7 protein-coding genes are annotated in these 12,907 nt (G+C 72.0%); all 7 read right to left on the bottom strand.

Annotated elements, in window-relative coordinates; genetic code table 11:
• Positions 1–10 precede the first annotated feature (10 nt).
• Positions 11–1,033: a hemolysin family protein gene (locus QF035_RS43310; protein WP_307527012.1), complete on the bottom strand. Its 1,023-nt coding sequence runs from the start codon at positions 1,031–1,033 to the stop codon at positions 11–13.
• Positions 1,030–2,406 (bottom strand): hemolysin family protein, encoded by a 1,377-nt coding sequence (locus QF035_RS43315; RefSeq protein ID WP_307527013.1) that lies wholly within the window; start codon positions 2,404–2,406, stop codon positions 1,030–1,032. The genes QF035_RS43310 and QF035_RS43315 overlap by 4 nt, the downstream gene beginning before the upstream one ends.
• 191 nt (positions 2,407–2,597) lie before the next feature.
• On the bottom strand, positions 2,598–3,023 hold the full coding sequence (locus QF035_RS43320; RefSeq protein WP_307527014.1) for a GNAT family N-acetyltransferase: 426 nt from the start codon (positions 3,021–3,023) through the stop codon (positions 2,598–2,600).
• Positions 3,024–3,095: 72 nt separating this feature from the next.
• Positions 3,096–5,312 carry an SWIM zinc finger family protein gene (locus QF035_RS43325; RefSeq protein WP_307527015.1) on the bottom strand — a complete coding sequence of 739 codons (2,217 nt, stop codon included), beginning with the start codon at positions 5,310–5,312 and terminating at the stop codon, positions 3,096–3,098.
• A gap of 407 nt (positions 5,313–5,719) precedes the next feature.
• Complete coding sequence (locus QF035_RS43330; protein WP_307527016.1) at positions 5,720–10,798, bottom strand: DNA-binding protein; 5,079 nt, start codon at positions 10,796–10,798, stop codon at positions 5,720–5,722.
• A 161-nt stretch (positions 10,799–10,959) separates the two neighbouring features.
• Positions 10,960–11,838, bottom strand: a complete 879-nt coding sequence (locus tag QF035_RS43335) for a DUF4132 domain-containing protein (RefSeq protein ID WP_307527017.1) — start codon at positions 11,836–11,838, stop codon at positions 10,960–10,962.
• A 178-nt stretch (positions 11,839–12,016) separates the two neighbouring features.
• Entirely contained in the window at positions 12,017–12,895 is an 879-nt protein-coding gene (locus tag QF035_RS43340; protein ID WP_307527018.1) for an LLM class F420-dependent oxidoreductase, read from the bottom strand.
• Positions 12,896–12,907 lie beyond the last annotated feature (12 nt).

Genomic DNA, 12,907 nt, shown 5'->3' on the forward strand with positions numbered 1-12,907 from the left:
CCCGCCCCCATCACACCGGCTGCCCGAACAGCTCCCTCAGCACGTCCTCCATCGTCACCAGCCCAGCCAGCCGCCCGTCCGCACCCAGCACCGCGGCCAGGTGCGTACGGCTGCGTCGCATCGCCGTCAGTACGTCGTCCAGCGGTGTGCTCTCCCGGACGCGCGCGATGGGCCGCATGTCCTGGACCCGGAACGGCAGGTCCCGCGGCATCGCGTCGAGCGCGTCCTTGACGTGGAGGTAGCCGACGATGCGACGCCCCTCGTCCACGACCGGGAAGCGGGAGAAACCGGACTCGGCGGACAGCGCCTCCAACTGCTCGGGCGTGACACCCACGCGCGCGTAGACGACGCTTTCCAGCGGGAGCACCACGTCCCGCACCGGACGGCGCCCCAGTTCCAGGGCGTCGTGCAGCCTCTCCTGCGCGCGGTCGTCGATCAGCCCGGCCTCGCTGGAGTCCTTGACCAGCCGGGCCAGTTCCGTGTCCGAGAACGTCGCGGACACCTCGTCCCGCACCTCGACCCGCAACAGCTTCAGCAGCCCGTTCGCGAACGCGTTGATCGTGAAGATCACCGGCCGCAGCGCCCGCGACAGCGCGACCAGCGGCGGACCGAGCAGCAGCGCCGTCCGCACCGGCTCGGCGAGCGCGATGTTCTTCGGCACCATCTCGCCGAGGAGCATGTGCAGATACGTGGCCAGGGAGAGCGCGATCACGAACGAGATCGCGTGCCCGGTGCCCTTCGACAGCCCCACCGCGTGGAACACAGGCTCCAGCAGATGCGCGATCGCCGGCTCCGCGACCACACCCAGGACCAGCGTGCACAGCGTGATGCCGAGCTGCGCCGCCGCCATCAGCGCCGACACGTGCTCAAGCCCCCAGAGCACGCTGCGCGCCCGCCGGTCGCCCTCCCCACCGCCCTCCATGGTCTGCTCGATCTGACTGCGGCGCACGGAGATCAGCGCGAACTCGGCTCCCACGAAGAAGGCGTTCACGACGAGGGTCGCCAGACCGATGAGCAGTTGCACGGCGGTCATCGCTCGCCCCCTTCACGAGATTTCCCGGGCCGTTGGGATTTCCCGGGCCGTTCGGACGGGACGTCCGCGGCGCGCGGCGCGTGCATCAGCACCCGCGCGGCCCGCCGCCCCGACGCGTCCCCCACGTCCAGCCGCCACCCGGCGACCTCGACCGTGTCCCCCTCGGCGGGAATGCGCCCGAGCTCGGCCGCGATCAGGCCCGCGAGGGTCTCGTACGGCCCGTCCGGCGCGCGCAGACCGACCCGGGCCAGCCGGTCGATGCGTACGGAGCCGTCGGCGGAGTACAGCGTGCGGTCCTCGTCGTCCGTGCCGGCCGGGGCCAGGTCGGGTGTCTCGTGGGGGTCGTGCTCGTCCCGCACCTCACCGACGACCTCCTCGACGATGTCCTCCAGGGTGGCGACCCCGGCGGTGCCGCCGTACTCGTCGATGACGACGGCCATCGTGCGCCTGCCGGACAGTCGGTCCAGGAGCCGGTCGACGGTCAGCGACTCCGGTACGAGCAGGGGCTCACGCATCAGCTGCGACACGCGCGTACGAGCCCGGTTGTCGGCGGGCACAGCTACGCAGTCCTTGATGTGCGCGACACCGACGACCGAGTCGAGGTTGCCGTGGTAGACGGGGAAACGGGACAGCCCGGTCGCCCGGGTCGCGTTCGCCACGTCCTCGCAGGTCGCCTGGACGTCGAGGGCGATGACCTGGACGCGCGGGGTCATCACGTTCTCCGCGGTGAGGTCCGCGAGGTTCAGCGTGCGCACGAACAGCTCGGCGGTGTCCGGCTCCAGGGCACCCTGCTTCGCGGAGTGCCGGGCCAGCGCGACCAGTTCCTGCGGTCCGCGCGCGGAGGCCAGCTCCTGGGCGGGCTCGACACCGAAACGGCGCACGACACGGTTGGCCGTGTTGTTGAGGTGGCTGATGAACGGCCGGAACAGCGAACTGAACCAGCGCTGCGGTGTCGCCACCCGCTTGGCCACGGCGAGCGGTGAGGAGATCGCCCAGTTCTTGGGCACCAGCTCGCCGACCACCATCAGGAAGACCGTCGACAGGGCCGTACCGAGGATCAGGGCCACGGACGAGGAAGCGGACTCCGGGACACCGGCGGCCTCCAGCGGACCCGCGATGAGCTTGGCGACGGACGGCTCGGCCAGCATGCCGACGACCAGGTTGGTGACCGTGATGCCGAGCTGCGCGCCGGAGAGCTGGAAGGTGAGGTTCCGTACGGCCTTCAGGGCGCCCGCCGCGCCGACCTCGCCGCGCTCGACGGCCCGCTCCAGTTCGCTGCGCTCGACCGTGGTCAGTGAGAACTCCGCCGCGACGAAGGCGCCGCAGGCGAGCGAGAGCAGCACCGCCACGGCGAGGAGGAGCACTTCGGTCATCGGGTCACCACCGTCCCATGATCGGCCACGGGCGGGGGAATCGCGCGATGACGGCACGGCGGGACGCTGTGCCGTCGGGTACCGGGTGGCTCGCCCATGGGCGGAGGTTCACACCTTTCCTGGGGAGACGACTTTCCTGGCGTACGACCGGGTCCCCTGCGGACAGAGGATCAGGCGCGCCTGCGCTCCGGTCAGTCGGCCAGCGGCTTGACCCAGCGTCGCCAGTGGTCCTCGCGATGGTAGCCAGTGGCGGCCCAGGTGTGGTGTGCCTGTTCGTTGGCCTCCAGGACCATGGCGTCTACGCGGCGCCCGCCCAGGGCCGCGAAGCGCTGTTCTGCTGCCTCCAGCAGAGCGCTCGCGATGCCTTGCCGGCGGTGGTCCGGGTGTACGGCCAGTCGGTAGGCGGAGCAACGCCATCCGTCGAAGCCGGCTATGACGGTTCCCGCCAGGGTGCCGTCGCGCTCCGCGAGGAGCAGGGCCTCGGGGTCTCGTGTGACGAGGGCGGCCACTCCGGCGTGGTCGTCACTGATGCTGGTTCCTTCCGCGGCTTCGCGCCAGAAACCCAGCACGGTGTCGATGTCGGCGAGGGTGGCGCAGCGGATGTGGAGATCACTCATGGGGCGAGCCAAGCAGAGCGCCGTCGCGTCTGGCGAACGGTTTCCGCACCGAGTGATCAAGTCCACGGATCATCAATCGTCGGTGGTGGTGTCGGTGTGGGTGTCGGTGCCGGCGGGTTCGTCCCCGGGCCATGTCCCGTGCTTCAGGTCCGCTTCGGCGGCGGTCAGATAGACGGCTGTGGCGAGCCACTGGGCCGCGTACTGGTCCGGGTCGGCTCCGCTGTGGCGTCCGAAGACGTCGAGGGAGCGGCGCCCGGCCACCGCGCCGAGCGCGGTGATCAGGTCCGAGCCGGTGACGAGCCCACTGCGGCGCAGCACGGCCGCATGGCCGTCGTGATCGTTGCCGCGTGTGGATTCGGCGGCGATCCGACGTCCTCCCGTGACGGCCAGTTCGACGAGACGCCGGACGCGCCAGAGCGGAGAGTCGCCGGAGGCATAGGAGGCATAGGAGGCATAGGAGGCATAGGAGGAGGGGGCGGGCTGGGAAGGAGCGGGAATGTCCGGCGGGAAGTGGTCGCTGAGGAGGAGGTCGTAGCCGAGATCGGCGCGGCCCTGCCAGTCGTCCGGGAGGCGCACAGTCGCCTCAGTGCCGGGTACGGGGCCGATGGCGAGCGTGCGGAGGGTCGTGACCCGGTCGGGGTCGAGGCGGCCGAGGACCCGGATCCGCAGCCCGGGACGCGCGCCCAGCTGCCGGAAGTTGGCCGTGTTGGCGAGAGCGGGATGGCCGTGGGCGGGGGCCAGCCGGACCGGGGGATCGGGGAGGGGCGGGCAACCCCCGAACGCGTCTTCGCCACAGGGCAGTTCACGAACCAGCAGATCCTCGCCGTCGGCCGCGGCGATCTCCACATCACAGCCGATCAGGGGACGGGCGTACCCGGTCCCTCCGAGATCACGAGCCCTTTCCGGGTCACCCACCTCCTCGGGATCACCGGTCCTTTCGGGGTCGCACACGAGCGACGCCGGGAACCGCACGGCGGCGGACTCGGCGAGCGGGCGGGCGAACACCGTCGCCGGAGCGGCCTCGGTCCAGGGCCGTCCGGCGGCGAAGGTGGCACGGACACCTCTTTCCGCAAGCAGGCGGCCCTCCGGGGAGACGGTCGCTCCCGAGATGATCAGGCTGCCGCGCGACACCCGGAAGTGGTCGCTCAGGAAGCTCCGGATGGCGACCAGGGCGGTACCGGCCCGTCGGGCCCGTGCCGGGCCGCCGGGCTGGACGTCGCGGAGCGTGTACCAACGGCCGTCGTCGTCGAGAAGATGCGTGACCACCCCGCCGAGGTCGTCGGTACCGATCACCGGTTCGCGGCAGACTCCGTAGAGCCGCAACGATCCGTCGGGGCGGTGGTTGCGTCGGACGGCGCCGACCAGCGCGGGCTCGGGGTCTCCGGCCTTCAACAGGTGCGCTACGAGGAGGAGTTCACGCAGGGCTCTCACCAACTCGGTGAGTCTGCCGGGGCTGTACGGGTCGCGCGCCGTGCGCAGACAGCGCACCACACCCAGGGCCGCGGCCTCCGCGCGGTGGAGGCCCGTGAGACGTGCCGTGTGGGCGGCGCGGAGCAACTCGGCCCGAAGTACCGCTCCCGTACCGGCCGTTCCGGCCGAGAGCACGGCTGCCGCCGCCGTCCAGAGGCCGGCGGCCGCACGGATCTGGGCGGCGGTGGGCCCCGTGGGAGCGTCGGCCGGGGCGCGGGCTGGATCGGGGCCGGGGGCGGGGTCCGCGAGCCGGATTCGCTCGGTGGGACTGACCTGCTCGGTGGAGCCGACCTGCGCGCAGGGGCCCACCCGCTCGGTGGGACTGACCTGCTCGGTCGGGCGGATCCCGTCGGTGGGCCGGTCTGGGTCGGCGCTACGGTCCGGTCCGGCGGTACCGTCCGATCCGCCGGTACGGACCGGTACGGCGGGCCGAACAGCACCGGCGGGTTCAGCGGCTGCGCCGAGCCCGGAGAGTACGGACGAGGCGATGTCCACGGGCCGGGCGCGTTCCGTGACGGCGACCGGGCAGGCACCCAGCACCGCCGCCCGATGCAGACAGCGCGGTGCCAACAGGCAGGTGCAACGGGCCTGTTCGACGTCGGTGACCGCGCCGGACGGGTCCGGCGCCAGGGTCACCAGGGCGTCCTCGCCGCAGCGGACGCCGAACATCCCGCCCTCGACGGTGACGGGTGCGGCCGCCAGGGCCTCGACGGCCGCGTCAAGTCTGCCGCGGAGCCGGGTGGTCAGACTCTCCACCGCGGAGGCGAACACTTCAGGTGCGACCGGTGGGAGTGGGGTGGTCGTGCCGGATTGGGTCATCGGGGTGCTCCACTAGGGCGCTCGCCCCGCCGGAAGGGCGGGGGAGGGGGACCGAAGGACGCGGTGCGGGACGGCGGTTACGGCTCGGACCGCCGTCGTGAGTGGCTGGGCAGGCGAACGGCGTACGCGCACACGGTCCGCCGGGCGAACCGGCCGGAGCCGCCCCCGACGGGCGAGCCGACCGAGCCGTATCGCCGAGCGAGCTGGCCGGAGCCGTACCCGCCGGGCGAGCCGACTGAAGCCGCCCCAACCGGAGAACCGACCGGGAGCCGCCCCCAACCCAAGCCGTCCCCGGCCGGCAGAGGCGGTCGTGCCCAGTGCCACGACCGCCCCTGCCCCGCGCCCCCAGGCCCAGATCCCCAGCCCTGCCCCGCCCTCGCCCCCGCCTCCGCCTCCGTACCAACGGATCAGCGGCGCCCCTTCCGCGGCCGCGGCACCTCCAGTTCCTCCAGCCGGGGCTCGTCCCCCTCCAGCACCCGCCGCCAGGCCGCCCGGTAGAGATCGGCGACCGGCCCGGTGGGCACGACGACGCCCAGGACGGGCTCCTCGCCGTGGAGCAGGTCGTACATCGGCACCTTCCACCGCTCCAGCGGAACGTACGGCTTCGCGAGCTGGGTCCAGCCGCCGGGCAGGAACAGTGAGCGGCCCGCTCGGGTGCGGCTGCCTTCGAGTACGAGGTCGGTCGCGGCGAGTTCGGCGCGGGCAGCGCGGAGCCGGCCCGTTCCGCCCCGCTGTTTCGTCCAGCCGGTCCAGCGGGCGGTGTGGTGGTCCGTGGGATCCGGCATGGCGAGCAGCATCAGGTAGATGACGGCGGCGTCCTCACCGATGCCGTACCGCTTGGCCACTTCACCGACGAGGTCGGGCACGGACCGAGTGGGATCCTGCGGCCACCACAGACCGTCCGCGTCGCGCTCGCCCGCCACCGGTTCCCCGGGATCGGCGAGCAGCTCCGCGAACCGCCGGTCGTGGACCAGCCGCAGGGCGATGTCCTCGGCGGTCGGCCGTTCACCGGGGACCACCGCCGCCAGGTGGGGGTCGTTCCCGGCGGCGTCCAGCAGCGCGGGGCGGACGGCGGCGACCGGGTCGGGGACCGTGGTGCTCAGCACGACCGCGCCGTGGCGGACGAAGCCGTCACCCGTCTCCGAGGGGTCCCCGGCACCCCGGCGGAAGGCCTCCAGATCGACCCGCCTGCCGAGGTTGATCAGCAGGTCCGGGTGGGCCAGCCGGGCGCGTACCGCGGTCAGCACCTCGGGGAGGAGAGCGCGGATCGGGTCGCCGGACGGGAGGCGGTGGGCGAGCCAGGCGGCCAGGGCCACCGAACCGTTGAGGGTGCCTGTGCCGAAGCCGGGCGTGTTCTCGACGGGACTCAGGTAGTGACCTCTGGTCGTCCAGGTCAGGTCCTGGCTCAACCGCGGTTCGGCCGCTCGGTCGACGAACCCGCGCAGTGCTTCGGACGGTGTCCACCACGACGTGGTCTGCACGGTGCGGGCCGCCTCGTGGAGCACGTCCTCGGGGAGGGATGTCCGTCGGCCCACCCGCCGGTTCCAGACCTCCGCCGCCGCGACCACGTCCGGCCCGTCCGTCCACAGCCCGGACGGCTCGGCGGGCAGCAGCGCAGCCATGACGGCCTGCCAGACGCCGGCGTCCTTGCACCCCACGGCCTCTCTGGCCACGGCCACGTCGGCCGCCTTCACTCCGATGGCCTTCAGCGTCTCGGCGGGCACGGGCCTCCGCGCGTCGTCGGTCAGAGGCACTCCGGCGATCGTCAGCCGGGCCATGGCCGGGGTGATTCCGGTGAGCCGGGCGAGCTCCTCGGCGGCCGCCGGGTACCAGGGCGCCGGACCGCGCGCAGCGAGCTCGGACCGGAAGGCCGTGAACCAGCCGGGCGCACGTGTCTGCTCCGGAGCGAAGGGCTCGGCGGACAACAGCGTGTAGGGAGCGGGTGCCTCGAACAGGCCGGCCGGATCGTGGAAGACCGCCCTGAACACCTGGCCGTCCGCGTCGCTTCGGCTCCATTCGTTGAGGAAGACGAGGAATGCGCCGCCGTCCAACTGCAGCACCGTCGCCACATTGCTGCTCAGGGAGCCGGGACCCTGGAACAGACTCCGCTCCAGACGCAGCCGGACAAGGCGCCAGTGGCCGGGGTCCAGCACCGCGAGTTCCTGGGCGTCCAGTTCGGCGAGAAGCGTCTCCAGCACCTTCCTGTGATCCTCGGTGGTGGCCGTCGAACCGGACCGCAGAGCCAACAGGGACGGCAGCGTGGGCAGGGCCGGCCAGTCCATGTCGCTCAAGGCACTCTGCTCGGGCAGGGCGGGGTGCGGACTGCCCGCCGGGGCCGGTTCGTTGAGGCCCCGCCGCGCCTTCCCGAGCAGCCGCAGCAGCCGGACGATCTTGCCGGACGAATCGTGGTAGTAGTACGCCCTGCCCTGCACCAGGTACTTGCGGCCGTTGACGCCGAGTCCCTGCAGTGCCGCGGTGAGCGCGCCGTCGCTGAGCTCGGGCCGTTGCTCCTTCCGGACGCCGCCGGCGAGCGCCGTGTCCAGCCGGGTGCGTGCCGCGTCAAGGGTGCGCTGCTTGGTGGCGGCGTACCGAACCACCGAGGTGATGCCTGTGAGCAGCGCCTTGTGGCCGACCTCCGGCAGCAGGGTGCGGATCAGCCCGGGCAGCCGGTCCCGGCCGTCCGAGCCGGCCTGTTCCCTTACCGGACCGTCAGGGCCCGCGGTGTCCTCGGGCCGCTCCGTCCCAGGGTCCGCCAGAAGTGCTGCCGCGGTGTCCTCGTCGAACTTGCGGAGTGCCGCGGAGCCCTGTGGGTCGCGGGGCTGGAGCAGGTGCCAGTAGCGCAGGGGCGGCAGGAGCCGCGTTCCCGCGGTGAAGGTTCCGGCGGTGTGGTCCCGGGGGATCTCGGCCATCACCGTGCCGTTCCCGTCGAGCAGCCTGATCCCGTCGTACTCCTGGATCACGGCCAGCGGCCGGTCGGCCCCGGGGAACTCCAGCACCCATCGCGGGCTGCGGCTGCGGCCTCTGCCGGGCGGTACGACGATCGAGCGTCCGGCCAGGTCCTCGCCCCGCCGTGAGCCGTCGGGCAGTGTCACCACTCGCCAGCCGAGCAGCCCGTCCACCGGGGAGCACATCGGACCCGGTACGGCGGAGGGGGCGGGCAGCAGCCAGCCCGCCTCGAAGGTGCTTCCCTCCGGGGCGGCGCGCACGCCCTCGCCGAACCAGTCCGGCTGTCCGGGTTCGCCGAGTGTGTCGCCGTCCGGGTCGTACGCGTGCCACGTCTTGTTCTTGTAGTCGGTGCCCACCATGGACCACACCCAGTACGAGGTGCCGTCGCTGATCACCTGCCGCGACTCTGGAACCACCGTGTCCCCGCGGCGCAGTACCCCGTGACCGGTGGTCCGGCCGCCGCCGGGAAGGGGGAGGGAGACGGGGGTGATGTTCCCGTTCAGCCCGCCCCGCCCGTCCACATTGCTGGTGCGGGAGTAGCGGGCCTCCTCGATCGACACCCACTGCGAGGGGGTGTGGTGCCAGTATCCCTGCCTGCCGTTCGCGTCGACCGGACGCCACCAGACGAACAACTCGCCGTCCACGTAGTGGTAGTCGACATCCCTGCGGTAGCGCGTCGCCTGCTCGGGGACGCACAGCTCGTGCGCGAGCGCCGTGCCCTCCGAACCGATCACCCGGAGCTGCTTGCCGGCCAGGACGATGAGGTGCGGCCAGGCGTCGGTGACGAGGACCTCCTGCTGCAGATTCCCCGATTCGTGTCCTTCCAGCGCCTCTTCCCAGGCGGGCCAGCCGAGTTCGTCGAGGAGTCCGGACCGCAGGGCGCGGGCGAGGGCCGGGGCGATGCCGGTGCTCAGCGCTTCTCGAACCGCCGTCTCGGCAATCGCGAGTACCTCTCCCGGCAGCCAGCTCAGCGTCTGGAGAACGCCGCGGTAGCCGTCGAACGCGGGCAACTCCGCCGTGACGTACTTCCGGCTGATCTCGCCCACCCATTCGGCGAGCATCGGCCGTCCACCGGGGGACCCGGCCAAGGTGACGACGGTATGCAGGTGCTCTGTCCGGGCGTCCTCGGGGCAGCCATTGCGGAACGCCGGATGGAAGCGGTGGTCGGCTTCGAGGGCGACGAGGTCGCGCCGGTGTTCACAGGCTGCCCACGACACCAGGTTGAGGCGGTGACGCTCCTCGGGCTCCGCCAGCGGTACGCCCAGGGCCAGCAGCTGGTCGAGGAGGTTCACATCGCCGACAGGGGGCGTCAACAGGCCGCCGGAGGCCTCCAGTTCGGTGCGCAGTGTGTCGGCCATGCGGTCGACGAGCGGATACAGTCCCGCCGGAGCGAGGCGGTGGTCGGCCCGCCACAGTTCAAGGAATCTGCGGGTCCAGCCGGCCGTGCCGTCGGCGGGACGCACTTCGGCGGGCAGGGTGGTATCGCACAGCCCGGCGGTGGCACCGGACTTCTCCAGCAGGTCCAGCCACTGGGGCAGTTCTTCCCGCTCCCACCCTGAGGGCATCAGCTCCAGCAGGGTGCCGCGGAAGGCGGGTTCCTGCCGGGTGAGGTCCAGCAGGGCCGGCCGGTGGGTCTTCCACCAGCCGGGCGGTGCCTTGAGGGTGCCGGGCAGCGCCAGCATCTCGCGCAGATAGGCGATCTCCTCGCCGAGCGCGTTCCTGCCCGCGGCCGCCTTCGCCAGCCGGCGCAGATCACCCGCGCCCGGACTCGACGGAGGCAGCCCGTGCGCGGCCAGGCGCACGAAGAGCCCGCGGACGTGCCGGAACGCCGTGGCGGCCGGGACCCGGGACGACAGCCCCTTGGCGTAGCTGGAGAGCATCTTCGTCGGCACGGCCCCGGCCAGGGCGAACTCGAGGAAGACCGCGTCCATGCGCTCCTCGTCGAACGGCAGCGCGTGCCCGGTCTCGGCCTTGCGCGCGTTGACGAACATCTGCGACGCGTACGCGCTCTCGTCGGCGGCCAGAAACACCCGGCCCGCCTGCTCGTAGAAGGTCGGCAGGAAATGCGGCACGGACCCCGCGAGGCGTTCGCCGATCGACTCGTAGGCGGCCCGCGCCCTCTTCGGCCTGGACTTCGCCGTCCGCGCCACCGTGTTCATCTCCTCGACCAGCGACATCGCCAGGTGACCGTCCGAGGGATGATGAACCAGCACCCATTCCGGGAAACCCAGCGCCCGCGGCTGCCCCAGACCGACCTCCACCGGCCCGCCCTCGGGTTCCAGGCCGAGGAAACCGGCGCCCAAGCCCCCTCCCTGTCCCGCGGCGACCAGCCGTACGACGATCCGGCCCTCCAGGCCCGGATGCCGGTAGGCCTGCGCGAACATGGCCACCGCCCGGTCACCGCCCCCGATGGTCCCCGGAGGCAGTACCGCACCGGCACGCAGCAGTTCCTCGGCCTCAGCCCGGGCTTCAGCCCGGGCCTGCGCCACCGCCGTCGCCTCGCCCCGGGCCACCGCGTCCTTGGCCACCGTGTCGCTCATGATTCCGTGCCTTTCGCGGCCGTGCGGCCGGTCCCCGGGGCCCTGCTCACGCGTGCGCCCGTCGGTCTGTGTCGTGTGAGATGCCCCGGCCACGCCCGTGCTCCCGAGGTGTGCCGCCGTCCGTGCCGTCGTCCCTGCCACAGTCCGTGCCACCGTGCCGCTCACGCGGTGCGGTCCGCGGACACCGTGCGGCCGGCCTGCAGAGCCGCGGCCATCCGCATCCCCTCGGACCACGCCACGGGGCCCACCTCGGACAGCCGAAGCCGGGAATCCCGTCCATGGCGCCAGCTCAGATCGCCGGTCCGGCCCTCTTCCCCGTAGTACGGACTGCCGATCTCGACCGACGCGGTGACGACCCGCCCGGCGTCCCGGATCCGGCCACTGACGCGGCCCTCGGACACCTTGTAGCCGAGCGAAGCAGCACGCGCGGAAAGATGGAACCACGAGCTGTACTCGGCGCCGGAGAACTCGGAGACCGTCTCGGCATCACCGAGTTCTCCGGCGCCGAGGTCACGCGGCCTGCGCCAGACGGCGCGATGGATCTGCTCGACACCCTGCACCACCCCCAACTCGGCCGCAAACACGCGAAGTTCGTCAAGGTCCGGAAGCAGCACCGGATGGGGCATCGTCACCGTGCGGGGAGAGAGCCGGACGGTCTCGCCGTCCAGGTTCACCACCCCAAGCCCACCCGAGTCGTCGGCGTCCCGCAGAAAACCCACCTCGCCGGGGCCCTCGCCGACCACCACCAGGTCACGCAGCGCCGACCGCCACGCCTCGTCGGGCCACACCCGGGCCAGCAGACCGGACGGCACCGGCAACGAGGACACCATCCAGCTGTCGACCCGCGCCACACACTGGGCCGCATGCCGGTCCAGCCACTCGGCGAACCGCTGCAGCTCGATCACCTCGGGCCGGTCCCGTAACTCTCCCGGCAGCGCTCTCAACTGCCCTTCCCCAGACGTCTCCGACGCGGACCGGGCCACTACCCGGCCTTCCACCAGAGCGATCTCATAGGTGTCGCCCACTGCCAGCCAGCCCATTGGTTTTCTCTGCCTCTTTCGCCGTTCGGAAACCGGCACAGCGCGGCCGGCGGTCCGAATCGACCCACCCCACTGTGACTGTCCGCGAAAGATTAGAGGCACCCACTGACAGTTTCCGGCGATCGAGCATCCTGAACTGCCCTGTCCTGCCCGCCAGTTCCTGCCGGATCCGCTCGGTCTAGGCCTCGCGAAGCCGCGCGATCGCGGGGGCGAACACCTCCATGTTCGGCTCCAGAACCGTCAGATACGAGAACCCGAACCGGTCCCGCTGCGCCCGCATCCGCTCGACGATGTCGTCCAGGGTCCCCACGAGGACGATCGGCAGCTCAAGGACCTGCTGCTCGGTCAGATGGGGGATGCGGGACAGCCACGGCTGGATCGCGGCACCGGGGTCGTCGGTGACGATGACGATCTGGACCAGCAGGTTCAGCTCGGCGGGCTCCGCGCGCCCGGCGGCCAACTTCCGGTACAGGGCGACCCGTTCGTCGAGCTCCTCCGCCGCGAGCGGCTCCAGCGAACCGCCGTCCCGGGTGCGCGCCGCGGTGAACGCCGCGATGTCCGCGTGCTCGGCGGTCAGCCGCAGCATCCGGTCGCCGTTGGCGCCGATCAGCAGCGGCACGCGCTTCTGCACGGGCTGCGGCTGATGGCCGTCCGAATCGAGGAGCCGCTCCAACTCCTCCACCGTACGCCGGAGATGGTCCACGCGCTCACCCGGCGAACCCCAGGGAAGGCCCGCCGTCTCGTGCTCCGCCTGTACGTAGCCGGTGCCGAGCCCGAGTTCCAGGCGGCCGCCCGTCAGCGCGTCCGTCGTGGCCACCTCGCGGGCCAGCAACGCCGGGTTCCAGAAACCGGCGTTGAGCACGAACGTGCCCAGACGTGGCCGCTCGGTCGCCTCGGCTGCTGCGACCAGCGCCGGGAAGGGAGCGGGCATGCCGAGGTGGTCCGGGGCCAGGATCACGTCGTAGCCGAGTTCTTCAGCCCGACGGCACTTCGCGCGCCACTCGTCGGCTGGTGCAGCACTCATCAGATTGACGCCGAAACGGAACGGGCGGGCCATGAACTCTCCTCA

Source organism: Streptomyces umbrinus, assembly GCF_030817415.1.
Classification (GTDB): domain Bacteria; phylum Actinomycetota; class Actinomycetes; order Streptomycetales; family Streptomycetaceae; genus Streptomyces; species Streptomyces umbrinus_A.